19 protein-coding genes are annotated in these 25,156 nt (G+C 75.0%); 8 read left to right on the top strand and 11 right to left on the bottom strand.

The window, feature by feature from the left end:
- Position 1: 1 nt before the first annotated feature.
- A complete protein-coding gene (locus tag AB0947_RS35900; protein ID WP_030644885.1) occupies positions 2 to 436 on the bottom strand; it encodes a roadblock/LC7 domain-containing protein in 435 nt (144 codons plus the stop codon).
- Positions 433 to 3,252 carry a nitrate- and nitrite sensing domain-containing protein gene (locus AB0947_RS35895; protein ID WP_366754574.1) on the bottom strand — a complete coding sequence of 940 codons (2,820 nt, stop codon included), beginning with the start codon at positions 3,250 to 3,252 and terminating at the stop codon, positions 433 to 435. Before AB0947_RS35895 ends, AB0947_RS35900 begins: the two co-directional genes overlap by 4 nt.
- Positions 3,253 to 3,672: 420 nt before the next feature.
- Here AB0947_RS35895 and AB0947_RS35890 point away from each other — a divergent pair, with 420 nt between their 5' ends.
- Complete coding sequence (locus AB0947_RS35890; RefSeq protein WP_366754573.1) at positions 3,673 to 4,206, top strand: hypothetical protein; 534 nt, start codon at positions 3,673 to 3,675, stop codon at positions 4,204 to 4,206.
- A gap of 160 nt (positions 4,207 to 4,366) precedes the next feature.
- On the opposite strand, the gene AB0947_RS35885 is transcribed toward AB0947_RS35890, so the two are convergent.
- The 4 genes from AB0947_RS35885 to AB0947_RS35870 form a co-directional block, all read right to left on the bottom strand.
- Positions 4,367 to 9,010 carry a hypothetical protein gene (locus AB0947_RS35885; protein WP_366754572.1) on the bottom strand — a complete coding sequence of 1,548 codons (4,644 nt, stop codon included), beginning with the start codon at positions 9,008 to 9,010 and terminating at the stop codon, positions 4,367 to 4,369.
- 71 nt (positions 9,011 to 9,081) lie between these two features.
- Positions 9,082 to 9,960 (bottom strand): hypothetical protein, encoded by an 879-nt coding sequence (locus AB0947_RS35880; protein WP_366754571.1) that lies wholly within the window; start codon positions 9,958 to 9,960, stop codon positions 9,082 to 9,084.
- Between the two features lie 40 nt (positions 9,961 to 10,000).
- Positions 10,001 to 11,530 carry a hypothetical protein gene (locus AB0947_RS35875; RefSeq protein WP_366754570.1) on the bottom strand — a complete coding sequence of 510 codons (1,530 nt, stop codon included), beginning with the start codon at positions 11,528 to 11,530 and terminating at the stop codon, positions 10,001 to 10,003.
- A gap of 179 nt (positions 11,531 to 11,709) precedes the next feature.
- A complete protein-coding gene (locus tag AB0947_RS35870) occupies positions 11,710 to 12,411 on the bottom strand; it encodes a GntR family transcriptional regulator (RefSeq protein WP_366754569.1) in 702 nt (233 codons plus the stop codon).
- A gap of 127 nt (positions 12,412 to 12,538) precedes the next feature.
- Here AB0947_RS35870 and AB0947_RS35865 point away from each other — a divergent pair, with 127 nt between their 5' ends.
- The 5 genes from AB0947_RS35865 (at position 12,539) to AB0947_RS35845 (ending at position 17,208) form a co-directional block, all read left to right on the top strand.
- Complete coding sequence (locus AB0947_RS35865; RefSeq protein ID WP_366754568.1) at positions 12,539 to 13,864, top strand: MFS transporter; 1,326 nt, start codon at positions 12,539 to 12,541, stop codon at positions 13,862 to 13,864.
- Positions 13,861 to 14,700 (top strand): putative hydro-lyase, encoded by an 840-nt coding sequence (locus AB0947_RS35860; RefSeq protein ID WP_366754567.1) that lies wholly within the window; start codon positions 13,861 to 13,863, stop codon positions 14,698 to 14,700. Before AB0947_RS35865 ends, AB0947_RS35860 begins: the two co-directional genes overlap by 4 nt.
- 75 nt (positions 14,701 to 14,775) lie before the next feature.
- A complete protein-coding gene (locus AB0947_RS35855; RefSeq protein ID WP_366754566.1) occupies positions 14,776 to 15,534 on the top strand; it encodes a 5-oxoprolinase subunit PxpA in 759 nt (252 codons plus the stop codon).
- Positions 15,531 to 16,148: a 5-oxoprolinase subunit PxpB gene (pxpB, locus tag AB0947_RS35850; protein WP_366754565.1), complete on the top strand. Its 618-nt coding sequence runs from the start codon at positions 15,531 to 15,533 to the stop codon at positions 16,146 to 16,148. The genes AB0947_RS35855 and pxpB overlap by 4 nt, the downstream gene beginning before the upstream one ends.
- Before the next feature lie 190 nt (positions 16,149 to 16,338).
- Positions 16,339 to 17,208 carry a biotin-dependent carboxyltransferase family protein gene (locus AB0947_RS35845; RefSeq protein WP_366754564.1) on the top strand — a complete coding sequence of 290 codons (870 nt, stop codon included), beginning with the start codon at positions 16,339 to 16,341 and terminating at the stop codon, positions 17,206 to 17,208.
- Between the two features lie 43 nt (positions 17,209 to 17,251).
- On the opposite strand, the gene AB0947_RS35840 is transcribed toward AB0947_RS35845, so the two are convergent.
- The 5 genes from AB0947_RS35840 to AB0947_RS35820 form a co-directional block, all read right to left on the bottom strand.
- Positions 17,252 to 18,295 (bottom strand): SGNH/GDSL hydrolase family protein, encoded by a 1,044-nt coding sequence (locus AB0947_RS35840; RefSeq protein ID WP_366754563.1) that lies wholly within the window; start codon positions 18,293 to 18,295, stop codon positions 17,252 to 17,254.
- Complete coding sequence (locus AB0947_RS35835) at positions 18,292 to 19,467, bottom strand: glycosyltransferase (protein ID WP_366754562.1); 1,176 nt, start codon at positions 19,465 to 19,467, stop codon at positions 18,292 to 18,294. The genes AB0947_RS35840 and AB0947_RS35835 overlap by 4 nt, the downstream gene beginning before the upstream one ends.
- Complete coding sequence (locus tag AB0947_RS35830) at positions 19,464 to 20,591, bottom strand: glycosyltransferase family 1 protein (RefSeq protein ID WP_366754561.1); 1,128 nt, start codon at positions 20,589 to 20,591, stop codon at positions 19,464 to 19,466. The genes AB0947_RS35835 and AB0947_RS35830 overlap by 4 nt, the downstream gene beginning before the upstream one ends.
- Before the next feature lie 228 nt (positions 20,592 to 20,819).
- Complete coding sequence (locus AB0947_RS35825; RefSeq protein WP_366754560.1) at positions 20,820 to 22,238, bottom strand: HEAT repeat domain-containing protein; 1,419 nt, start codon at positions 22,236 to 22,238, stop codon at positions 20,820 to 20,822.
- A gap of 300 nt (positions 22,239 to 22,538) precedes the next feature.
- The gene (locus tag AB0947_RS35820; RefSeq protein WP_366754559.1) at positions 22,539 to 22,931 is read right to left on the bottom strand and encodes an ankyrin repeat domain-containing protein; all 393 of its coding nucleotides are present in this window, start codon (positions 22,929 to 22,931) and stop codon (positions 22,539 to 22,541) included.
- 294 nt (positions 22,932 to 23,225) lie between these two features.
- On the opposite strand from AB0947_RS35820, the gene AB0947_RS35815 reads away from it, so the two are divergent.
- Positions 23,226 to 23,420, top strand: coding sequence for a hypothetical protein (locus AB0947_RS35815; protein WP_014671463.1), 195 nt, complete (start codon positions 23,226 to 23,228; stop codon positions 23,418 to 23,420).
- A gap of 44 nt (positions 23,421 to 23,464) precedes the next feature.
- The gene (locus AB0947_RS35810) at positions 23,465 to 25,132 is read left to right on the top strand and encodes a hypothetical protein (protein ID WP_366754558.1); all 1,668 of its coding nucleotides are present in this window, start codon (positions 23,465 to 23,467) and stop codon (positions 25,130 to 25,132) included.
- Positions 25,133 to 25,156 lie beyond the last annotated feature (24 nt).

Raw genomic sequence — 25,156 nt, 5'->3', positions numbered from 1 at the left:
ACTACCCGCCTGCGGGCAGATCGGTGCGCGGGGCGGTGCCCAGATGGACGCCGACCCGCTTGACCAGGAGCGTCATCTCGTAGGCGACCTGCCCGACGTCGGAGTCGGCGTCCGAGAGGACGGCAAGACAGCTGCCGTCCCCGGCGGCGGTGACGAAGAGGAAGGCGTCGTCCAGCTCGACCACCGTCTGCCGGACACTGCCCGCCTCGAAATGGCGGCCGACGCCCTTGGCGAGGCTGTGGAAGCCGGACGCCACGGCGGCCAGATGCTCGCTGTCCTCCCTGGTCAGGTCCTTGGACACCCCCGTGGGCAGCCCGTCGCCGGACAGGATGACGGCCTTGCGGATGCTGGCGACCCGGTCGACCAGATCATCCAGGAGCCAGTTCAGCTCCCCCTTGTCCGTCGCCGTGTGGCCGGTCGCCTTCGGTGCGGTCATCGACCGTCCCCCTTAGTCGTTCCTTGTGCTGTGCCGTTCCGGGCCTCGTCGCCCGCGGCGTTCTCCTCGCGGCCGCGCTGCCAGCCGCGCTGGAGCGAGGCCATCCGGCTGCGGACCTCTTCGGCATCGCGGTCGGCGGGATCCGTAGCGCGCTCGGCGCGCGGGCCGGCGCCGTGCTTGAGCTGGGGCGCCAGGCTCGCCTGGCGTACGCGCCGGGGCAGCGGCCCGGTGCCCGGCTCCGGCGCCGGGTCATCGGCGGGTGCGGCGGTACGGGAGCGGGGCGGGGCCGTGTCCTCTGGGCCGCCGGTGCCGGACGGGGTCTCGGTCCGGGTGCGCCTGGGCAGCGCCGGAGTCCCGGAGGCCGCTGCGGCGCTTTCGGCCGGCGTCGTGGTGCCGTCCTCGGCGTGGTCGGTGCGTCCGGCGGGCCGCCGGGAGGACGTGCGGCGGCGGGTGGGCAGCGGAGCCGGTCCGTCCGGGTCGGGGCGGCGCGTGACGGCCGAGGGCCCGGGATCCGGTTCGCCGCGGCGGGGCCGCTGGTCGGTGACGGGCTTGCCGTGCGAGCTGACGAGCTTGGGTGTCTGCCGCCGGGGCAGCGGTACGGCCCCGTGCTCACGGGTCCCGTCGTGCGGCGGCTGGTCGGCCGGCGGGGTGGCTGCCTGCTCCTCGTCGCCCGGGCGGATCCTGCGGGGACGGAACAGACCGCCGCGCTCGCTGTCCTCGTCCGGGAGGGCGCCGGGGAAGTCGTCCAGCGCGTCGAGATCGACGGGCGCCTCCAGCTCGACCGGGCCGTCCAGCAGGGAGGTCGGCAGGCCGGGCAGTTGCAGCGGGGCCGGGGACCGTCCGGCACCGCGGCCCAGTGCCTGCTCGGCGCCCTTCGCCGGACGGTCCCGGTCGAGCCGGAAGCCGATGCCGTTGGTGTCCGGGACGTCGTCGGTGAGCAGGGCGTCGGGGATGAACACCACGGCGGTGGTGCCGCCGTACGGCGACGGCTGGAGGGAGACCCGGACGTTCTGGCGCTGGGCGAGGCGGCTGACCACGAACAGGCCGAGCCGGTCGGTGTCGGAGAGTTCGAATTCGGGTGTCTCGGCGAGACGCAGATTGGCGTCCAGGAGCGCCTCGGCCGTCATACCGAGACCCCGGTCGTGGATCTCCAGGGTGAAACCGTTGGCGACCCGGTCGCCGAGGACCTGGACGGCGGTGTGCGGGGGCGAGAAGACGGTGGCGTTCTCCAGGAGTTCGGCCACGAGGTGGGTGAGGTCGGCGACGGCGGGCCCGGTGACGGCCACCCGCGGCAGGCGCCGGACCTCGATGCGCTCGTAGTCCTCGACCTCGGCGACGGCGGCGCGGACCACGTCCATCAGCTGTACGGGCCGGCGCCACTGCCGGGAGGGCGCGGCCCCGGAGAGGATCACGAGGCCCTCGGCGTGCCGGCGCATACGGGTGGTGAGGTGGTCCAGGCGGAACAGGTCGGCGAGTTCGTCGGTGTCCTCGGTCCGGCGTTCCATGCTGTCGAGCAGCGTGAGCTGCTTGTGCAGCAGCACCTGGCTGCGCCGGGCGAGGTTGACGAAGACCTCGGAGACGCCGGCCCGCAGCTCGGCCTGCTTGACGGCGGCCTCGACCGCCGCGCGCTGCAAGGTGTTGAGGGCCTGCCCGACCTCGCCGATCTCGTTCTTGTCGTACTCCAGGCGCGGGACCTCGGTCTCGACGTCGACCTGTTCGCCCGCCGACAGCCGGCGCATCACACTGGGCAGCCGGACACCGGACGCCTCGTGCGCCTCCAGGCGCAGCTGGCGCAGGTCGCGGATGAGGGCGCGGCCGACCCGGATGGAGAGCACGACGGAGAGCAGGAGCGCGACCAGGCCGAGGGCGCCGGCGACTGCCGCCTGCACGATGACGCCGACGGCCACGGGGCGCGTACGGTCCTGGAAGCGGTCGCCCACCTGGTCGTCCAGGGTGCCGAGTTCGTGCAGGACGGTCGCCGCGGAGGAGTCCCAGCTCTTCGCGGTGACATCGCCAGGGGTCCCGGAGTCCGAGGCGATGACGGTCCGTTCGGCCTCCCGCAGCGGGGCGGTGGTGGCGTTCTTCCAGAAGCGTTCGTAGCGGTCGCGCTCCGCGGCGGGCAGCAGGGGGAGGCTGATGTCGTACAGGAGGGTGCGCTGTGCGACGAGGTCGGAGATGTGTTGGGTCTCGTCGCGGGTGAGCCGGCCGACGACGAGGGAGGAGCCGAGCAGGGCGTCCTCGCGGGAGAGCAGCTCGCGGGCGCGGGTGACGTTCACCAGGGCGCGGGCCTGCTTGTCGAGTTCGACGTCGTCCAGGCCGTCGAGGGACGCGAGGAGCGCGTAGCAGGGGTCCACGAGACGGTTGTAGAGGTCGAGCGCCTGGGCGCGGGTGAGGGTGCCCCCCTCGACGCTGCGGCGCAGGGGACCGATACCGCCCAAGGCGTCCAGGACGGCGGTGAGGTGTTCGCTGTCGTCCGCGTCCAACCCGGTCCGGATGTCCTGGGCCTCGGCGTTTCGGCGGATGGTGGCGATCACCCGGTCGGTGGCGGTGCGGGTGCGGCGCAGTGCCGAAAGGGCCTCGGAGGCGCGCGGGTCGGCGAGGTAGACGAGGGTCTGGCGGCGCTCCTGCTGCAGGACGCGAACGGTATCCTCGGTGGGGTAGCCGATGTCCTCGACGACGTCGGTCACGCGGAACAGCTGGGTGGCCTCGCGCCCCGTGAGCACCGTGGCGAAGCCCCAGATGGCGGTCAGGGACACCAGCGGCACGAGAAGCAGCGCCACGATCTTCCGGCGGATCGACTTCCCGCGAAAGCGCATGGCCTCCCCCAGCTCGACCCCCGCCGGCCGGGGGTGTTCATGTCCGTCAGCAAACGGCGCGAGCCTACTACCTGCCTCACAGTTAACTCGAAGACATGTCCGGAGGGCGAACTTCCGCACTGGGCGCCGGACATGGCGAGTTGTCCGGGCATGTGGGGAGATCGCCACCGCGATCCGGACACCCACGCGGCGCCTGTGACCGGCGCACGGCAGGGCGGTTGGCCGGAATTTTTCGCCAGTGGGGAATCTTCCGGGGATCTCGTGCGTCCTTATCCACGGGAAAGGGGGGCGGAATGGGCCACAGGAGCCGCATCCCGCACTCCGGCGGCGTAAAACAGCGCAAGCCGGGCAGCCACTGGGGAGTCGGGGTCTTCGGATGCCGGGGCGAACGGTTGGCCGGCGGTGGGGAGTGACACGGTGATGGGCACGGCTGAGCGGCGCGGGGCGCCCGGGGAGAGCGTGGCGGAGCGCTCGCAGGCGCGGTGGCACAGGCAGGCGCCGGACCGGGACATATCAGGGACGGAGCGCGCCGGGGAGCCCGGTGGTGACGAACCGCGGCAGAACTACCGCCCGTTGTGGATCGAGGAGCCCGCGCGCCGGCATCCGTTGCCCGATCCGGTCCGTACGGCGGCGGTGCGGGCGGTCCTCGTCATCGCGGTGACGCTGATCCAGGCGATGGTGGCGTTCCTGTGCACGCTGGCCGGGTCCTGGCTGGCGTTCCCCATGGTGATCAGCGGGGTGGCCAGCACGGTGGTGGCCACCTGGGCCGTGGTCGACGTGTGGGTCACCCGCCAGGTGTGGAACCAGCGGTACGGCGTGGTCTCCGAGCCGAGCAGCACGGCCCGGGCCCTGCGCCGGGAGCGGCGAGCCCGCCGGCGCCAGGAGCGGGTCAGCGTGCGGGAGCAGGACCGGATACGCCGGACCGGCGGCGCGGGGCGGCTGTCGCACCCCTGACGCCTGACGGACGGCACTGGAACCGCCGGCGGTCGCTCTCAGCGAGGTCCCGGGTGCCGCGAGCCCGGTCGCCGCGCGTCCGGTGACCTGGTGACGCGACGCACGGAAGCCGGCCACCGGACCCGGGCCGCGGGATTGCCACGGCCCGGGAACCGCGCGCCTACGGGACGCTCGGCGCGGGCTTCTTGAACATCCGGGTCGCCGTGATCTCGCTGTGCACCGCCTCTCCGGCCTGGGGCGGCTGGGGAAGACCGGGCCGGAGGTGTTCCTCCACGCTGATGTACTTCAGGCCCGCCCTGAGGTCGGCGTCGTTGCGCAGGCGGATGACCAGCGGGAACTCGGCGAGGGCGGTGGTGTCGAACAGACCGGTGGTGTAGAGCAGTTGGACGCCCAGCGCGTCGGACACCGCTCGCTGGAGTTCGAGCAGGTAGGTCGCGTTGGCCCGGCCGATCGGGTTGTCCAGGAAGAGCGTGCCGGCGTACCGGTGCTTGTCCCGGCCCCGGTCGTTCGAGCGCAGCGCGGCCATCGTGCAGTACAGGGCGATGGCCGCCGTGAGCAGCTGTCCGCCGGAAAAGACGTCGCCCATCTGGCCGACGGGGACGCGCTCGGCGCGCAGCACGGCGTCGGGCTTGAGGATCTCTACGGCCACGCCCTTCGGCTGCAGGGCCGCCGCGACGCCGCGCAGCAGCAGGGACATGCCGTCACGGCGCAGGTCGGAGTTCTTCCTGACGGCCGCGCGGGTGGCCTCGTCGATGACCTCGCCGAGCCGTTCGGTGAGTGTGGCGTGGTCGGGCTCCTCGAAGCGGATGCGCAGGAACTCCTGGCCGGACCACTCGCCGAGCCCTTCCGGCAGCCGGGAGAGCCGCTGGGCGGAGCGCAGGGTGGCCAGCGCCGACTCCACGAGACCGCGCAGCCGGTCCACGATCGAGTCGCGGTTGCGTTCCAGCTGGGCCAGTTCGTCCGTCAGGACGCGCAGCCGGGGCGCGAAGGCGTCCGCCCACTTCTGGGCGTGCTCGGGCAGCGCGGAGGCGGGCAGTTCGCGGATTTGCTGCCGGGCGGGGGTGCGGACCTGCTCGTAGCGCGTGGAGTTGGCGTGCCGGACGAGGACGTCGCTCGCCTCGCGCACGGCCGCCTCGGCGGCGGACAGGTCGGCGGCGCAGCCCCGCAGCGAACGGCGGGCCTCGGCGGCGGAGTGCCGGGCCTCCTCCAGGGTGCCCGGGTACGGCTCGGCGTCCTCCTGCTCCTCCTCGGGGGCGTGTTCGCGCAGCAGGTCGCGGAGCATCGCGGCGATCTCGTCGAAGCCGCCGGCCGCGTCCTCGGCGGCGCGGTGGGCGTCCAGCAGTTCCGCGTGCGCCTCGCGGGCCTCGGCCAGGGCCTCGGTGCGCGCGGCGAGTTCGGCCGTGGCGGTGCGCAGCAGCGCCTGGGCGTGCTCGGCGTCGCGCGGGACGAGTTCCTCGGGCAGTTCGGTGTGCGCCTCGCCGTCCTCGGGCGCGTGCCGCTCGGCCTCGCCGCGCAGCCGGCCGAGCTGCTCGCTCGCCGTCGACATCCGGGTCTCCAGGAGCTGCACCAGCTCCTCGGCGCGTGCGGCGGCGGCCTGCCGGGAGGGTCCGTCGGCACCGTCGGGCGACTGGAGCAGCTGCTCGGCGCGGGTGCGGACCTTGTTGCTGAGCCGGTCCAGTTCGGCTCGGGCGGCGCTCTCGTCGCTCTCGGCGCGGGCCTGCTCGGCGCGCAGGTCGGCGCCGACGCCGACCTTCTCGTACACCTGGGAGGCGGCCCGGTAGGCCTCGCGGAGGGCGGGCAGGGACGCCTTCGGGGCGTCGTCGTCGGCGTCGGGTACGTCGTCGGGGGCGCCGGCGATCTCGGCGCGCTCGGCGCGCAGGGCGCGCGCGGTGCGGCGGGCGTCGTCGGCGGCGCGCTGGGCGGCGCGGCGGTCCTCGTCGGCGGCGCGGGCGCGGTCGAGGCAGGTCTGGGCGCGGGCCTCGGACTCGGCGGCCTCGTCGGCGAGTTCGCGCAGTCTGACCTGCCAGCCGGCGCGTTCGCGGAGCCGGAAGGCGAGGCCGGCGAGGGCGTCGGCGGCGCGCCGGGCCTTCTGCGCGGCCTCCTGCCGTTCGTCGCGCATCCGGGCGGCCTCGGCGGCGGACTCGTCGGCCTCCGCGCGTACCGTGCGTGCCTCGGCGAGTTCCGCTTCGGCCTCCTCGGCGAAGGCGCGGGCCTCCTCGGCGGCCCGGGCCAGTTCGGTGAGGCGCCCGGCGGGGCAGCCGGTGCGCCAGGAGGCGAGCCGCGCGGCCAGTTCGCGGTCCTTGCCGAGGCGGGCGGCGAGGGCGCGGATCTCCTCGTCGCGCGCGGTGGCCCGGGCGCGCAGAGCCTGGCGTTCCTCGTCGGCGGCATGCTCGTCGTGCATGGCCGGGTTCGGCGGCACGAGGAACACGTCGCCGGAGGTGGTGCCCTGGGCGGGGGGCGGGGCGAGCAGCGCGGCGGCGGTGCCGACGGCGACGGCGGAGCGGGGCAGCAGGGCGGCGTCGCCGAGGGCCTCGCGGGCACGCGCGTGCGTGTCCGGGTCGGTGATGATCACGCCGTCGACCAGTTCGGGGCGGGCGGCGAGCACGCGCGCGTGGTCGGCGGGGTCGACGGCCTGGGCCAGGTACCGCCAGCCGGGCAGCGCCGGGATGCCGTGTTCGCCGAGGAACTCGACGGTGGCCAGCACGTCCGGGCCGGGCGGCAGCAGGCCGCCGTCGCCCAGGGCGCCGAGGATGCGGGCGTCGTCGGCGGCGGCCGTACGCAGGTCGAACAGGTGCCGTTCGGCGGTGGACACGGCGTCGTCGAGGAGGTCGCGCAACTCGTCGGCGAAGCGGTCGAGTTCCTCGGGGGTGAGGGTGCCGTGGCCGGCCTCGGCGGCCGGTGCGCGGGTGGTGCCGGCCTCCTCCGTCCTGGGCGCGGGCACCCGGGCCACGCTCGGCGCGCCCGGCAGGCTCAGCAGTTCCGCGAGCCGTTCCTCGGCGGCCAGCGACTCGGCGAGGCGCCGCTCGGCCTCGTGGGCGCGCTCGGCGGCGGTGGCCGCGTCCGCAGCGCGGGCCGCCGTCAGCTCCGCGCGGGATTCGGCGGAGGCCGCCTCGCGCGCGTGCTCGGTGGCCTTGCGGGCGGCCTCGCGGGCCGCGTCCCAGGCGGCGACGGCGGTCTTCTCGGCGTCGCTGGCGGCGAGCGCGGCCCGCGCCGGGTCGGCGTCCGGGGCGCTGTCGTCCAGCCAGCCCGCGCGAACGGCCTCGGCGGTCTCCTGCTCGACCTCGGCGAGCCGCTGGCGCAGGTGCCCGGCCTCGCTGCGGGCCCGTTGCGCCTCGGTGGCGGCGGCGGTGGAGTCCCGGTAGGCGGTGTCGCTGACCTCCTGGAGGGCCGCGGAGCGCTCCTCCTCCTCGTTGGCGAGGGCCTCGGCGCCGCCGGCGGCGGCGTGCAGGGCCCGTACGAGGTCCACGGCGGCCTTGGCGCGGGCGGCGAGCGCGGGGGCCGCGTCCCGTTCGGCCTCCTGGATGGCGGCCGCCACGCGCGCGACGCGGTCGGCGGCGGCCCGGTGGCGCAGCACGGCCTCGGCGGCCTGCCAGGCGGCGTGCAGGGTGCGGGCGTCGGCCAGCTCGCGCTTCTGCGCGGCGGCGGACTTCTCGGCGGCGGCCAGCGCCAGGGAGGCGTGCCGGTAGGCGAGTTCGGCGGCGACGAGGGCGCTGCGTTCGCGGGCGCCCTCCGAGTGCGTGACGGCGTAGGCGGCGGCCGTCACCCGCTGGGCGAGATCGGCGGCCCGGACCCGCTCCCGCACGGCTCGCGCGGACAGCCGCCTGGCCAGTGTGCGGGTGCGGCGCTCGGCGCCCGCGTGGACGTCACGCGCGCGCGCACGGGTCTCGGCGGCTTCGACGATCCTGCCGAGCAGGTCGGCCGAGCCGGCGGTGAAGTCCCGTTCGGCGATCAGCTCGGCGCGCCGCCCGAGTTTGTTGCCGAAGCCGCTGACGAGGTCGGCCAGGCCGTCGGTGTCCCGGGTGTCGGTGACCGCGCGCAGCAGCAGGTCGGTGAAGTCGGAGTCCTTCTTGACCGCGAAGAGGCCGGCCGCCTCGCCCTCGTCGGCGTTCATCTCGCGCTGGTAGCGGAAGAGTTCGGGGTCGAGGCCGAGGTCGCCGAGGTGCTCGGTCCAGCGCTCGTGGATCTCCTCCCAGTGCACCTCCAGGTGCGGGTAGACCTTGCCGGCCTCCATGAGGGCGTCGCGGAAGCCCTTCATGGTGCGGCGGCGGCCGTGCGCGCCCGAGGTGCCCTCGGCGGGCGGCCGTACGGCGGTGGACTCGGCGACGGGCAGGTTGTCCAGGCTGAGGCCGGGGCCGGGCCGGAAGGAGTACCAGGCCTCGGCGAACTTGCGCGGGTCGTTGGAGACCTGCCGGCCGCGCCACTCGCTGACCTTGCCGACGACGACGCACTCGCCGGTCAGGACGTGCTGCCACTCCAGGGCCACGTGGCCGCAGTCGTCGGCGAGCAGGAACTTGCGCAGCACGCCGGAGCTGGCGCCGCCGAGGGTGTTGCGGTGGCCCGGCAGCATCACCGAGAAGATCAGCTTGAGCAGGACGGACTTGCCGCCGCCGTTCTCCAGGAACAGCACGCCCGCGGGCGCGGGCCGGCGCGGTGGACCGGACGGCTCCTCCTCGAAGAACTCCGCCTGCGCGGGCGCCGGGTCGGGCACGGGCTCGCCGACACCCCGCAGGTCCAGCACGGTGTCGGCGTAGCGCGCACCGGCGGGACCGATGGAGTAGAGGCGGACCCGGGACAGCTCGTACATGGCGGACTCTCGTAAGTCTGGTGAAAGGTGCGGTGGTTCGGGAGGTCTGGGACTGCGGGAGCTTCAGCGCGTCAGGAGTGGAACGGCAGTCCGGCGTCGGCCACCAGATCCAGGTCGTCGGTGTCCTGGGCGGGCAGCAGGGTGGCCGTGCCGTCGGTGACCGGGACGATGCCCAGCTCCACCAGTTCGGCCAGGGCGGCGCTGCCGGCCAGGTCGCGGACCTGGAGCTGGTAGCGGGCCGTGGTGCGGTAGGTGCCGCCGTTGTCGTCGCCGGTGCGCTGCAGGAAGCCCGAGTCGGTGAGGAAGGCCATGGCCTTCGCCACGATGCCGGTGGTGGAGGCGGCCGGCCGGCGGGCGTCCTTGGTGGCGCCCGTGGCGCTGCGTCTGGCCCAGATCCGCCAGGCCGCCTCCAGGCCGGGCGCGTCGGTCGCCGGGTCGGTGTTCTCGCCCTGCTCCTCGGCGCGCTCCTCCAGGCGGCGGCAGGCCTGCCGGACGAAGGCGTCGACGCCGTTGACGGTGACCCGGCCGATGTAGGAGTCGTCGGCCAGGTCCTCGGGACGCGGGAACGCCAGCGCGGCGACCGCGAGATGGGCGAGTCCGTGCAGGAAGCGGTCGCCGGAGTCGGCGGCGGTGCGACGCGCGTAGTCGCCCATGCGGACGGCGAACACCGAGTCCTCGGCGGCGGTCACGGCCATCCCCGCGCGCGGGGACACCTCCAGCACGACGAGCCCGAGACCGGCCGCGACGGCGTCGGCGAGCCGGGCGAACGCCGGGTCCTCGCGGTAGCGGCGCAGCAGTTCGGTGTACTCCTGGTCGCGGGCGGGCGCCAGTTTGGGCTGGAGGCCGAAGGCGACGAGCCGCGCCGCGTCGGCGGCGTCGGCGGGGGTGACGGCGGAGCCCGCCGGGGCGGCGGCAGGCTCGGGTTCACTCCGGTCGACGTGCTCGGTCACGGGTTCGGCTCCTTGTCGTGCTCTTGTCCACTCATACCACTCATGCCGCTTCCGTCCGGTCCGCGGCCATCCCGGCCGCGTCCAGCAGGGCGGTCCCCACGATCAGGTCCGCCCCGCCGAACTCGGGATCGTCCAGCTCGGTGCCGTCGTCCACAGCGAACAGCAGCTTCTCCTCGCCCTGCCGGTAGGCGGTGCCGACGGGCGGGCTGGCCGCGTGGACCGCCAGCAGCGCCACCAGGTAGGCGAGGTCGGGGTCCCCGGTCCGCCGGGCCTCGGCCAGCAGCCCGGACAGTCTCCTCGGGGCGTCCGCCGGCAGGTCCAGCAGGTCCCTGGCCGCGGCCAGCTGTTCCTCGCTGAAGCGGCTGTCGTCCGGCGTCGCGATCAGGTCGGGCTCGGGCATCTCCGCACCCAGGTGCTCGCGCTCCACGGGCGGGGTCAGCAGTATGTCCACGAGGTCCCCGACCCGGACGGACACCGGGGTGCGCAGTCCGGTGCCGCGCGCGAAGAAGGCGTCGGCGACCCGGATCGCCTGCTCCAGCGGCAGCGGCAGGACGGGGGCGACGAGATGGCCGTAGAGGTCGATCCCGGACGCCGTCGCCGGTGTGGCGAAGGCCTGCCGGTCCTGTTCGGCGCGGAACAGCGGGCCCGCCTCCAGCAGGCGCGACTGGAGCTGGGTGTGGCGCCGGATGCAGTCCTTGACGATGTCGACGAGTTCGGCGGCGCGGCGCTTGTGCTCGGGGTCCTCGGTCTCGTCGCGGGCCTTGCGGATGTTGGTGAGGATCGCGTTCTCGTGGCGGTAGCGCTCGGCCACGTGGTCCAGGGCCTCGGCGATCATGTCGGGGACGGCTTTGAGCCAGTCGACCGCGCGGACGTTGCGCCGGGTGGCCTCCAGGGCCCGGCGCAGCGTCTCGGAGTACTGGACCGTGCGGTAGCGGGCCTGCTCGGCGGCGAGCTGGGCGTCGGCGAGCCGGCCGCGGCTGATCAGCACCTCGAGCTTGACCTCGGCGGCGATCTGGGCGCTGGTGACGTCGGTGTCTAGGGCGCCGACCAGGACGTTGACCGCCTCGTCCGTCGTCCGCAGGTAGACCGTGCCGCCGGGGCCGGGGACCTCCTCGATCAGCTTGAAGTCGTAGTCGCGGCGGACGTAGGTGCCGTCGGGCGCGAAGGTGCCGTAGACCGCGCGGAAGCCGCGGTCCACGCTGCCGACGTTGATCAGGTTCTCCAGCACCCAGCGGGCCACGCGCTCGTGTTCGGCGGCGGGCCGGGCCGGGGCCTGGGCGGCGATGCGCGGGACGAGCCGGGCCACGATCTGCTCGTGGTCGGCGCCGGTGTCGAAGTCCATGTTCAGGGTGACCAGGTCGATGGCGGCCAGCGCCACCTCGGCCATCCCGTACACCGAGTACTCGCCGGCCAGGTTGGCCTTGCGCGCGTCCAGGTCGTGCAGCGGCGCGGTGCAGGCGAGGGCGCGCAGCCGACGCGCCAGCCCCTCGTCGGCGGCCGGGCCCGGAGCCGGGCGCGGCCCCGCGCTGAGCTGGGGCGGAACACGGTCCGTCGATGCAGGCGAAGTCACGGTGCACAGACTAGGTCCTGGGTCTGACATCGGCCCAAACGAGCGGTTCCGCCGGTTCGCCGCCCTGGCCGCGGGTCGTTGCCGGCACGCGGTCCGCCGGGCCGTTCGGGCGGCTCGCGGGCCGCTGAGGGGCACCCTCCTCGCCCGACCGCCCGGCCCGTCGCGCGGCTCCCGCCCCGCTACGGGGTGCCCTCCTCGCCCACCCTGCGCCGGTACACCTCGACGACCCGTTCCAGCGAGTCCGTGAGATAGGTCTCCAGGAGCCGTTCGGCGCCGCGCCGGTCGCCGGCCTGGAGCGCCTGGAGGATCTGGGCGTTGCGGGTGAGGTACGGCTCGTGCAGCCGGCGCGGGTCGTCCACGACGTGGAAGGCCAGGCGCAGCTCGGCGAAGACGCTGCGCATCAGCTCGTCGGTGCGTTCGCTGCCGGCGAGGGCGACCAGTTCCCGGTGGAAGTGGATGTTGGCCGTGCCCAGCGCTTTCCAGTCATTCTCCGCGGCCGCCGCGCGCCCCTCCTCGACGGCCGCGACCAGCCCGTCCAGCCGGTACGGCGGTTCGCCCAGCCCGCGGACGACGGCGCACTCGACGAGGGAGCGCGTGCGGTAGATGTCCTCCACGTCCTCGACAGTCAGGACCCGGACGAACACGCCCCGGTTGAGTTCGTGGATCAGCAGGCGCTCGTGGGTGAGCAGCCGGAACGCCTCGCGCAGGGTGTTGCGGGAGACGCCGAGCGCCCCGCCGATGCCGTCCTCGGACAGCCGGGTGCCGGGCGGGAAGTAGCCCTCGGAGATGCGGCTTCTGAGGATGTCCGAAACGCGCTCCGCGGTGCTCGTGCGGCCCAGAAGGACCCGGTCGCCGGCCAGTCCCGTCAGCTCCTCTGCCATGCCCGGAATTCAATCGCAGACGCCAGGACGAAACAACACGGGTATTGAAGGATCGTTGAACGATCCTCTACGGTGCTCCGCACGGCTCACTTCCCAGCACCCTCCGTCCCTCTCCTGCGAGGTGCCCATGAGCACGACCCCACCGCCACGGTCCGCGCCCCCCACCGGCCTCCGCCCGGGCCCGGCCGAACACACCGCCGAGGACGGCGCGTTCGCCTGGCTGCGCGCCCTCGGCCCGCGCGGCCGGCGCGCGTTCGCCGGAGCTTTCGGCGGCTATGCCCTGGATTCGTACGACTACTTCACCCTGCCGCTGAGCATGGTGGCGCTCTCGGCGTACTTCGGCCTCAGCAGCGGCCAGACCGGCCTGTTCACCACCGTCACCCTGGTGGTCTCGGCGGCCGGCGGCGCCGCCGCGGGCGTGATCGCGGACCGGGTGGGCCGCGTCCGGGCCCTGATGATCACGGTGGTCACGTACGCCGTCTTCACCGTCGCCTGCGGCTTCGCGCCCACCTACGAGACCCTGCTGGTCTTCCGCGCCCTTCAGGGCCTCGGCTTCGGCGGCGAGTGGGCGGTCGGCGCCATCCTGGTCGCCGAGTACGCGAGCGCGCGCCACCGGGGCCGGACGCTCGGCGCGGTCCAGAGTTCCTGGGCGGTCGGCTGGGGGCTGGCGGCGGTCGTCTACACCCTGGTGTTCTCCTTCGCCGGCGACGACCTGGCCTGGCGGGTGATGTTCTGGACCGGCGCCCTGCCCGCGCTGCTCGTGGTCTGGCTGCGCCGCTCGGTGCACGACGCCCCCGCGGCGACGGCGGCCCGTGAACAGGACCCGCGCCGGGGCTCGTTCGCCGCGATCTTCCGGCCGGCCCGCGGCGACGGCGCCCCCGGCCTGCTGCGCACCACGGTCTTCGCGAGCCTGCTCTCCACGGGCGTGCAGGGCGGCTACTACACGCTGGCGACCTGGGTGCCGACGTATCTGAAGTCCGACCGCGGTCTGTCGGTCGTCGGCACCGGCGGCTACCTGGCCTTCCTCATCTCCGGCGCCTTCCTCGGCTACCTGACCGGCGGCCACCTCACCGACCGGCTCGGCCGCCGGAACAACATCTGGCTGTTCGCGCTGCTGTCGGCGGTGTGCATCCTGGCGTACGCGAACATCCCGCACGGCGCCAACACCCTGTTGCTGGTGCTCGGTTTCCCGCTCGGCTTCTGCATGTCGGCCATCTTCAGCGGCTTCGGCTCCTACCTGAGCGAGCTGTACCCGACGGCGGTACGCGGCACCGGGCAGGGCTTCACGTACAACACGGGCCGCGCGGTGGGCGCGGTGTTCCCGACCCTGGTCGGCTTCCTGGCCGACAGCTGGGGCGTCGGCGGCGCGCTGGTCTTCGGCGCGATCGGCTACGGCCTCGCGGCGCTGGCGCTGCTCGGGCTGCCGGAGACGCGCGGGAAGGAGCTGGCATGACACGGGTGAACCGCACCGAGGACCGGCCCGTCGCCACCGTCGACGCGCACGCGCACGCGTGGAGCCCGCAAACCGCGCGGGCTTGCTTCCGCGACGGTCTCACCGGGCCGACCGCCGGGGTCGCGGCGGGCCACACCCAGGCCAACCTGATCGCGGTGCCCGCCGACTGGGCCTACGACATGCTGCTGTTCTGCCAGCGCAACCCCAAGCCGTGCCCCGTGCTCGACGTCACGGACGCCGGTTCCCCGACGACCGTGCTCGCCGAGGGCGCCGACCTGCGCACCGATCTGCCGCGCTACCGGGTGTGGCAGGACGGCGAGCTGGTGGACGAACCCACGGACGCGCGCGCGTACTGGCGGGACGACCTGGTGTCGTTCCTGCTCGGGTGCAGCTTCACCTTCGAGTGGGCGCTGGCCCGCGCGGGCGTGCCGATCCGGCACGTCGAGCAGGGCCGGAACGTGCCGATGTACGTGACCAGCAGGGCCTGCCGGGAGGCGGGCCGGCTGCGCGGGCCGATGGTGGTCTCCATGCGGCCGGTGCCGCCCGAGCGTCTGGGCGCGGCGATCCGGGAGAGCAGCCTGCTGCCGGCCGTGCACGGCGGCCCGGTGCACTGCGGGGACCCCGCGGCCCTCGGCATCGAGGACCTCGGCCGGCCCGACTTCGGCGACCCGGTGACCGTCGCCGACGGCGACATCCCGGTGTTCTGGGCCTGCGGAGTGACTCCGCAGGCGGCCGTGATGGCGTCCCGGCCGCCGTTCGCGATCACCCACGCGCCGGGCCAGATGTTCCTGACCGACGCACGGGACGAGCAGTACCGGCTGGCCGGCGTCGACTGAGCCGCGGCCGTGCGTACCGCAACCCCGAAACCGCGCACGAATGAGCGCCACGAGAACCGGAGACGCGAGAACATCATGACCGCGATCGATCTGAACGCCGACCTGGGCGAGGGCTTCGGCCGCTGGCGGCTGACCGACGACGACCAGCTCCTGTCCGTCGTCACCAGCGCCAACGTGGCCTGCGGCTTCCACGCCGGGGACGCGGCCACCATGCGCCGGGTGTGCGAACGGGCGGCCGAGCGCGGGGTGACGATCGGCGCGCAGGTCTCCTACCGGGACCTGGCCGGTTTCGGGCGGCGCGCGATGGATGTGCCGCCCGCCGAGCTGGCGGCCGAAGTGGCCTACCAGATCGGTGCCCTGGAGGTGTTCGCACGGGCGGCGGGCGCGCGCGTGGCGTACGTCAAACCGCACGGCGCGCTCTACAACCGCGTCGTGCACGACGGGGAACAGGCCCGCGCGGTGATCGAGGGGGTGCGCCTCGCGGACGCCTCGCTGCCGGTGCTGGGGCTGCCCGGCTCGCGGTTCCTGGAGCTGGCGGCCGAGGCAGGTCTTCCGGCCGTCACGGAGGCCTTCGCGGACCGCGCGTACACCGACGAGGGCACGCTGGTGCCGCGCGGTCACGAGGGCGCCGTGGTGACCGACCCGGACACCGTGGTGGAGCGCTCGGTGAGCCTCGCGCGCTCCGGTGCGGTGATCGCGCACTCCGGCGCGCGGATCCGGGTGCGCGCCCGGTCGCTGTGCCTGCACGGCGACACTCCGGGCGCGGTCGGCCTGGCCCGGCGGGTGCGGGAGCGGCTGGTGGGGGCGGGCGTGCGGGTGGAGGCGTTCGCGTGAGGGCGCTTCCCGTCGGCGACGACGCGCTGCTCGTCGAGGTCGCCTCCGGGCAGGAGGCGCAGGCCGTGCACGCGGAACTGCTGCGGCGCCGCGCGGAGGGCTCGCTCACCGTGCGCGAGATCGTCCCGGCGGCCCGTACGGTCCTGCTCGACGGGCTGGCCGAGCCGGCCCGCTGGGCGGCGGAACTGACCGGCGCGCGGGTGCCGCGGGTGCCTGCCCGCGCGCGCGAGCTGGTCGAACTGCCCGTGCGGTACGACGGCCCCGACCTGGCGGCGGTCGCCGCGCACTGGCAGGTGCCGCAACACGAGGTGGCCCGCGTCCACGCCGGCACCGAGTTCACCGTGGCCTTCTGCGGCTTCGCCCCCGGCTTCGGCTACCTCACCGGGCTCCCGGAGCGCTACCACGTGCCGCGCCGCGCCACCCCGCGCACGGCGGTTCCCGCCGGCGGCGTGGCCCTGGCCGGCCCGTACACCGGCGTCTACCCGCGCTCCTCGCCCGGTGGCTGGCAACTGATCGGCACGACGGACGCGGTGCTGTGGGACCCGGCACGCGTCCCGGCGGCCCTGCTGGAGCCGGGCACGCGCGTGCGGTTCGTGCCGGCGGGGGACGCGTGAGCGGCCAGCACAGGGGCGTACCGGCAGGGGTGCGCACCGGGCAGACGGCCGCACCGGTGGCGGTGCGCAGGGCGGGAGCAGCCGCACCGGCGGTCGTGCGCGCCGGGGAGGACCGTGCGGCCGGGCGGCGGACGGCAGCCCACGCGCGCGCGTGCCCGCTGCCTGCCCGACCCGTGGCCTGGGAGGCCCCATGACCGACCGTGCGCTGGTCGTCGTGCGCGCCGGGGCGCTGACCACCGTGCAGGACCGCGGGCGGCCGGGCTACGCGCACCTCGGCGTGCCCCGCTCCGGAGCGCTCGACGCGCCCGCCGCTGCGCTGGTGAACCGGCTCGTCGGCAATCCCCCGGACGCCGCCGTCCTGGAGACGACCCTCAACGGCTGTGCGCTGCGCCCGCGTTCGACGGTGACCGTCGCGGTCGGCGGTGCGCCCTGCCCGGTGACGGTGGGCGGCCGCCCGGCCGCGTGGGGCGCGCCGGTCGTGGTACCGGCGGGCGAACTGCTGGACGTGGGCACGGCCACGGCCGGCGTGCGCGGCTACGTCGCGGTCGGCGGGGGCGTCACCGTGGAGCCGGTCCTCGGCAGCCGCGCCACCGACCTGCTGTCCGGCCTCGGTCCGGCACCGCTCACCGACGGTACGGTGCTGCCGCTGGGCGCCCCGGCCGGCCCTCCCGCGCGCGTGGACGGGGTGCCGCAGCCGGGTCCGCCGGCCGAGCTGGTGCTCCGGGTGACGCCCGGCCCGCGCGACGACTGGTTCACGGCGCGGGCGGTGCGGGATCTCACCACGCGCGCGTACCGGGTCTCCGCGGCGAGCAACCGCATCGGCCTGCGCACCGAGGGGCCCGCGCTGGAGCGGGCCCGGACCGGTGAACTGCCCAGCGAGGGCATGGTCCTGGGCGCGGTCCAGGTCCCGCCGGACGGACGCCCGGTGGTCTTCCTCGCGGACCATCCGACCACCGGCGGCTACCCGGTGATCGCCGTCGTGCGCGCCGCCGACCTCCCGTCCGCCGCCCAGGCCCTCCCGGGCACCCCGGTCCGCTTCGTACCGGTGCGCCGCCGCTGAGCCCCTGCGGCCGGGACGGCGGTCCTCCGCTCCCCCGCCGGTCTCAACCAGCCGCAACGGCCCCCGCGGAGGCGGCCGTCTCCACCACCGCCGTCTCCCCGAGGCCGACCGCCTCGACCGCCCCGTCCCTCCCGTCGCCGCGCCACCGAGCCGCTGCCCGCTCGGCGGAGACGTCCGGCAGGGCCGCCAGCGCCGCCGACACCGCCGCCGACGCACGGAGGTCCAGGTGGGCTCCGGTGCCCCGGGCGCGGTGGCGCAGTTCGCCGGCGGCCAGGAGCAGCAGCTGCGGCAGCAGGTCGTCGCAGCGCCGGAGCACCCAGGCGGTTCCCGCCGTGGCCAGCCACCACAGGCGCGCCGTGCGGGTCGGCGCGGGGAACTCCGGTTCGGGTGAGGGAGGTTGCCCGGTCGCGCGGCCCGCCTCGGCGAGCAGGGCGTGGCAGCGGACGGCGAACCGCCGGTGGCCGCGCTCCGCGGGGTGCAGCCGGTCCGCGCTCCACAGGCTCCGGTCGCCGGTCCAGCGGTCGTCCGCCGCGTGCAGGTGGAGGGCGCCGTACCGCTCGGACAGCGCGTGGACGACCGCGTTGACCGCCCGTTGCCGCCGGGCCAGCGGACGGGCCAGGGCGTCCGGGAGCCGGAGCATGGCGCCGGGGTCGGGCAGACAGGCGGTGAGCAGGGTGGCGCCCTGACGGGTGAGGGAGCCGTAGACCTGGTCGAGGTGGGCGGCCACGGCGTGGATGTCGAAGGTGCGGCGCAGCGTGTCGTTGACGCCGACGACCACGGACACCAGGTCGGGGCGCAGCTCCAGGGCGGCCGGCGTCTGCTTCTCCCGCACGTCCCGCGTCTGCGCCCCGCTGACCGCGAGGTTGGTGAACAGCACCTCTTCGCCGTCCCCGGCGAGGGAGGCGGCCAGCAGCGCCGCCCAGCCCCGCCATCCGGCACCGACCGGGTCGCCCACACCCTCGGTCAGCGAGTCCCCGAGCGCGACGAAACGCGAGGAGCCACCGCGCCCCGTCGCGGCACCGGCTTCCACGTCACGCCCACCCGTGCGCGCGGGGCCACTGCGCCGCAGCGCGGCGTCGGCGCTCATGCCACACCCTCCGGTACGGCGGGCCGCGCGTCGGCGGGACGCAGCACCTCCGTGTCGTGGGCCGCCAGGAAGGCCTCCACGGCCGTCGCCCAGCCGAAGCACTCCGCACGCGCGCGTGCCGCCTCGCGCCGCTCGGGCTCGGCGCGCTCCAGCAGCAGTTCCACGGCGCCCGCGAACGCCTCCCCGCCGCCCACCGCGGTGGCGCCCGCCGAGCCGATGACCTCGGGCAGCGCGGAGGACGCGCTCGCCACCACGGGTGTGCCGCAGGCCAGGGCCTCCAGCGCGGCCAGCCCGAAGGTCTCGGCGGGCCCGGGCGCGAGGCACACGTCGGCGGACGCCTGGAGCGCGCCGAGGGACGTCCGGTCGGAGACGTGCCCGAGGAAGGTCACCGGGAGCCGGCGGTCCCGTGCGCGCTGCTCAAGGCGGGCCCGCAGCGGCCCGTCCCCGGCGACCACGAGCACCGCCCGCCGTCCGCGCCGCAGCAGCGCCTCCAGGGCGTCCAGGGCCGTGCCGGGGCGCTTCTCGACGGAGAGCCGGGACGCCATCACGAGCAGCGCCTCGTCCCCGCGCGCGTGGCGGTCACGCAGCCCGGGGTCGCGCAGCGCGGGGTGCCGTTCCATCAGGTCGACTCCCAGGGGGGCGCGTACGACGTTGCGCGCGCCGATGCGCACGAACTCGCGCTCGGCGAACTCGGTGGTGCACACCACCCGCGAGTAGACGTGCGCGGTCCGGGTGTTGAGGGAGTCGGCGGCGCGCCGCGCGAGGTGCTCGGGCAGGCCCCAGGTGCGCAGCACGCCGTCGGCGGTCTCGTGGGAGACCATCACGGCGGGCACGCGCGCGCGGCGGGCCCAGCGGCCGGTCCAGCGCAGGGTGGTCCGGTCGGAGACCTCCAGGCGGTCCGGGGCCAGTTCCTCCAGGAGTGCGGCCACGCGCCGCTTGTCGGTGAGGACGCGGTAGCCGCCGGTGCCGGGCAGCAGCGGTCCGGGCAGGGTGATGACCCGGCCCTGTCCGGTGTCGCGGTCGGTGTGCCGTTCGCCGGGCACGATCAAGACCGGTTCGTGGCCCGCGGCCCGGAAGCCCTTGCCGAGTTCCCGCAGGGCGGTGCGCAGCCCGCCGGAGGCGGGGGCGACGAAGTTGGCGAGGCGGACGATGCGCAGGGACTGCCCGGTCATGCCGCCACCGCCGTCTTCCGGTCCGCGAGGACGTCGTCGTAGTGGGCGATCAGCTGGTCGCCGACGGCGGCCCAGGTGCGGCCCTCGACCGTCGCGCGGGCGGTGGCGCCGTACGCGGCGCGCCGCGCGGGGTCGGCGGCCAGGGCGCGGACCGCCTCCTGTACGGCGGCGGCGTCGCGCGGCGGGACCAGCAGGCCGGTACGGCCGTGGTCGACCAGGTCGAGCGGGCCGCCGGCGGCCGGCGCGACGACCGGGACTCCGCTGGCCATGGCCTCCTGGACGGTCTGGCAGAACGTCTCGAAGGGGCCGGTGTGCGCGAACAGGTCCAGTGAGGCGAAGATCCGGGCCAGTTCGTCGCCGGTGCGACGGCCGAGGAAGACGGCGCCGGGCAGGGCCTCGGCCAGATGGGCCTGGCTGGGTCCGTCGCCGACGACCACCACCCGCACCCCGGCCAGCCCGCAGACTCCGGAGAGCAGTTCGACGTGCTTCTCCGGGGCGAGCCGGCCGACGTAGCCGACGATCAGTTCGCCGTTCGGGGCGAGGGCGCGGCGCAGCGCCTCGTCCCGGTGCTGTGGCCGGAAACGTACGGTGTCCACCCCGCGCGGCCAGAGCCGTACCCGGGGCACGCCGTGCTCCTCCAGGTCGGACCGGGCCGCGCTGGAGGGGGCCAGGGTGCGGTCGGCGGCGCCGTGCACGGAGCGGATGCGCCGCCAGGCCGCGGCCTCCCCGGCGCCCATGTAGGTGCGGGCGTAGCCGGCCAGGTCGGTCTGGTAGACGGCGACGGCGGGGACGCCGAGCCGGGCGGCTGCGGCCATGCCGCGTACACCGAGGACGAAGGGGCTGGCCAGGTGGATCACGTCGGGGCGGTGCGCGACGAGGGCGGCGGCGAGACGCCGGCTGGGGAGGGCGACGCGGACCTGGGGGTAGCCGGGGAGCGGGAGGGAGGGAATCCGGACGACCGGGCACGGGGCGTCCGTGTCCGGGCCGCTGCCGGGCGCGGGAGCGGGGGCGACGACGAGGGGGAGGTGACCGCGGTCCACGAGGTGCCGGGCGGTCTGGAGCGCGCAGTGGGCCACGCCGTTCACATCGGGGGGAAAGGATTCGGTCACGATGACGACACGCATACGGGTGTTGTCGCCGCGCCGGACGTGCCCGCGTCAACTTCGATCTTTCGGCGCGGGGAACGTCCCATGAGCGTTGGGCTGCACACCCGAGCGGGTCAGGCGGCCGTCATGGCCGCCTGACCCACGGGTCACCGGGTGTTCACCCGGCGGGCGCGCGTCCGCCGAGCGGGGTAGGGCCGGGTGCCGGCGGACACGCCCGGCGGAGGCTCCCTCCGGGTCCGGGACGGCTCAGCCGAGAGCCGCATCCGGTCCGAAGCGGCTGCGTACCGCGGTCTGCACCTCGTCCTCCTCCGCCGGATCGGCGGCCAGGCGGCGCAGGCGCTCCACGACCCGGGCGTCGCCGGTCTCGGCGTGCCGGGCGGCCAGTTCGCGGGTGGTCTCCTCGCAGTCCCACAGGCATTCGACGGCGAAGCCGGTGGCGAAGGAGGGATCGGTGGCGGCCAGCGCGCGGGCGGCGCGGCCGCGGAGATGGGAGGAGGCCGTCTCGCGGTAGACATGGCGCAGGACGGGGGCGGCGCAGACGATGCCGAGGCGTCCGGCGCCGTCGACGAGCGTCCACAGGGTGGGCGCGTCGGGTCCCTCGCCGCGCACGGCCTCGCGGAGGGCGCCGAGGACCAGGTCGCGGTCGCGTGTGCCGCCGCGGCAGGCGAGCATGCGTCCGGCGGCGGCACCGAGCGCGTCGGGGCGCTGGGCCCAGCCGCGCGCGCGGTCGACGGCGGCGACGCTGCGCATGCGTTCGAAGGCGTCGACGGCGGCTTCCACGACGGGTGCCGTCCCGTCGACGACGGCCGCCTCGATCAGGCCCAGCGCGTCACGGTCGTTGCTGTCGGCGAGGTAGCGCAGTGCGGTGCAGCGGGCCCCGTCGGTGCCGGTACGGGCGGCCTGGAGGATCTCGGGCCGGTCCTCCGGGCCGGCCACGGCGACCAGGCAGCGGGCGGCGGGCACGTGCAGGGCGGCACCGCGCTCCATGCCCTGCTGGGCCCACTCGAAGACGGCGCGGACGCTCCAGTCGGGGCGGGGGCCGGTGGGCCGCATCTGCCGCTGCCAGCGGTCGAAGCAGCCGGCCTCCTGGGCGGCACGCACCCGCGTGGCGATCGACGCGCGCGGATCCTCGGCCCACAGCCGCCAGGGCCGTGGCTCGAAGGCGTCGCGTACGGCGGCGGCCAGCTCGGCCTCGCCCTCGGGATCGGTGGGGAAGCGGGCCAGGACGGGGGCGGCGAGGGCGCGCAGGCCCGCGTCGTCGTCCCTGAGGGCCAGCTCGTCCAGGGCCCATGCCCAGTTGGCGCCGTGCGCGGCGTACCTGCGCAGCAGCTCCAGGGCGTCCCGCCTGCCGTAGGAGGCGAGGTGGCCGAGGACGGCCAGGGCCAGGCCGGTGCGGGACTCGTCGGCGTCGACGACGTCCTCGGGGTCGAAGAGGTGCGCCTCCACGGCGTCCAGCTCGCCGTTCAGATCGAGGTAGAGCCGGGCGTAATACAGGGAGCGGTTCTCCACCTGCCAGTCGTGGCGGGGGTCGCGCAGCACACAGTGGTTCAGGGCCGCGAGCGCCTCGGCGCGCGGGGCCGTGAGCGCGTGCAGCGTGCCGTCGCCACGGCCGCGCTGGAGCAGGCCGAGCAGCGTACCGCTCGGCGCTATGACCGGATCGAACATGGGAAACAGCCTCACATCAAGCGTCGACGCAACCGGGAAACGCGCATTACCTGGCCGCGTGACACAACGTCGGAGCGCCCGCCGTCTCTTGCTTGCTGTAGACCATCTCTCTCTGCCTCTCGTCGGTGGCCCATGCGGACCGCATCACGGCCCGCGCGGTGCGGCAACACCTGCCCGGCCATCGCGTCCGTGAATCACGACGTCATGATGACCCGCGGTGTGTGCTGCCGCGACCGTATTTCCGGCGGCCCTGTACCGCCTCCCCCGTTTTCCGTGTCGTTCCTGATCAGTGCGTCAACGTCAGTGGACGCCGAACAGTTCCAGGAGTTCCTTCTTGCCGAACATCCGGGCCGTGTCGACGGCCGACGGCGTGCCTGCGGAAGGATCGGCTCCGCCCTCCAGGAGGGCCTTGATGACGTCCGTCTCACCCTTGAAGACGGCACCCGCGAGCGGGGTCTGGCCCCGGTCGTTGACCTGGTCCGCCGCCGCGCCGCGGGCGAGCAGCGCGCGCACCGCGCCGGCGTGACCGTGGTAGGCGGCGAGCATCACCAGGGAGTCGCCGCGGTCGTTGGTGAGGTTGGCCGGAACACCCGCGTCGACGTACGCCACGAGCGCCTCGGTCTGCCCCCGCCGGGCCAGATCGAAGATCTTGGTCGCCAGCTCCACGACCTCGGGGTCGGGAACGTCACTCATCGGCCGGACCGCCTCTCCATGCTGATTCGGGGACTGCTTCGTACGGGTGAATCGCCAGCGTACTGGCTCGCGCGGCACATGACCCGATCTGCCCGAGGTAAAGATCAACGGCAGCGCCCGTCGGTGCCGCCGCGCCGACAACACACCTGGTCAGTCGCGGTCCGGCACACTCCCCCGAGTGAGCGAATTCCCCCGCTTTTCACCCAGTTGCACCTTTAATCGTATGGATACATCCTGTGATCCTGGAAGAACTCATGGTGACTGTCCCCCACCATCGACACCAGGAGGCCCCAAATGATCCTCTCGCTCTCAGGCGTGCTGCTGCTCGGCGTCGTCGTCTTCCTGTTCTTCCGCAAGGACGGACTGAAGGGCTCGCACGCCACGGTGTCGGCGCTCTTCGGCTTCTACCTGTCGACCACGGGCATCGCCCCGAGCATCAAAGCCGGAGGAGAGAGCCTGGCCAGCCTCCTGGGCGGCATCAAGTTCTGACCCCTCCCGTCCCGCCCGCACGCACGCACCCTCAGGAGACAGCAGTGGCCCGGCGCCCCCTCCCCCGCATCCTGAGCAAGGACAGCGCCCAGATTGCCCGGACGCAGATCGCCCGGAGCAGGGAGCTGGCCCGGACGGCGGCCGACAGCGCCACCGACGTCCTCCAGCCGCTGATCACCGTGACGCGCGGGCTGCGCCTGCTGGCCTCGGCCGGCCGGCGCAGGTGGGCGGACACGCCCAAGGACAAGCGCGGGCCACTGCTGTTCTTCGCGGCTTCCATGGTCCTGGTCGTGGCCCTGATGCCGTACGGGCCGCTGTTCGCCGTCATCGCCGTGATGGCGGCAGCGGCCTGGCACGGCCGCGACCGCACCCCGCCTGCGCCCGAGGGGCCCGACGAGTCCCAGACCCAACGGCTCCAGGCGCTGTACGAGGCCCTGGTGCCGTACTTCTCCAGCTCCGAGGACCCGGCGCCGCTGTACGCGCACGGCGGGGAGTGGGAGAAGGCCTACGCGGCGCACGAGTTCGACGACGCCGGGCGCATCGGCCACCTCGTGATCCGCTACCCCGCCTACTTCCCGGACGGCGAGCCGGCGGCCCGCGCGCGGATCGAGCAGCTGCTCACCGCGAAGGCCGGGCGGAGCCGTGAGTACCACTTCGGGTGGGAGGAGGAGGCCAACCAGCTCACCGTCACCGCCCTCCCCCCGCTGCCCGCCGACATCCCCGCCCAGCGCTTCGTCACCGCGCCCGGCGAGACCGTCCTCGGCTTCACCGACCCCAGCGAGGTCCAGCGCACGCTCCCCCTCTCCTACGGGGAGGAACGGGTCGACGTGCCGCCGGTCGTCTGGCGCACCGGCATCCGCTCCACCGAGCCGCACCTGCTGGCCATGGGCCACCCCGGCAGCGGCACCTCCACCCTGTTGCGCTCCGTCGCCATCCAGGCCCTCCAGTACGGCGATGTGCTGATCGTCGACGGCGGCGGCACCGGCGAGTACGCCTGCCTGACCGGACGCAGCGGCGTCCTGGCCGTGGAGTGCGCGCTGCCCGGGGCGCTGGCCAGCCTGGAGTGGGCCGCGCAGGAGACCGAGCGGCGGCTCATCACGATCAACCTGGCCCGGCAGGCGGGCGACCCGCCGCCCCCGGACACCAGGCGTCCGCTGTGGATCCTGCTGGACCGCCCGAGCGTCTTTGCGCACCTCGCACCGGGGGACGGCCGCAAGGACCCGCAAGTGCTGCTCCAGGCGCCGTTGCGGCACGGCCGCGCGGCGAACGTGACCGTGGTCGTGGCCGAGCAGTTCGACAGCGCGGAGGCGCTGACCGACGCGGTACGGCAGCACACGCGCGCGCGTGTCGTGCTCGGGTCCGCGGCGCCGGAGCAGGTGGAGGCGGTGCTGGGCGCGCCGCCGCCCACGACGTCGACGACGCAGGTGCCACCCGGGCGGGGGTACGCCCGGCTGGGGTCCGGACCGGTGCACCGGCTCCAGGTGCCGCGGACGCCGGACCCGTACGACGACGCCACGAGCGACGCCGACCGGCAGGCGGTACTGGAGCTGCTGCCGCCGCGGACCACCGCCGTGGAGCAGGAGCCGACGGCACTCTCGAAGCCGGTGGACGTCTCGAAGCCGGCGGACGCCCCGGAACGGGCGGACGTCTCGGAACCGGCGGGGAAGAAGGCACCGGTCCCCGCGGAGGCCCTGGCGGCGGAGCCTTCGTAGCTCCCTGACCCAGTGACCCGAACC

It is taken from the genome of Streptomyces sp. NPDC047841, assembly GCF_040704085.1.
Taxonomy (GTDB): Bacteria; Actinomycetota; Actinomycetes; order Streptomycetales; family Streptomycetaceae; genus Streptomyces; species Streptomyces argyrophylli.
The sequence above is the reverse complement of the archived record's forward strand: the minus strand, read 5'-3'. Positions and strand labels throughout refer to the sequence as shown.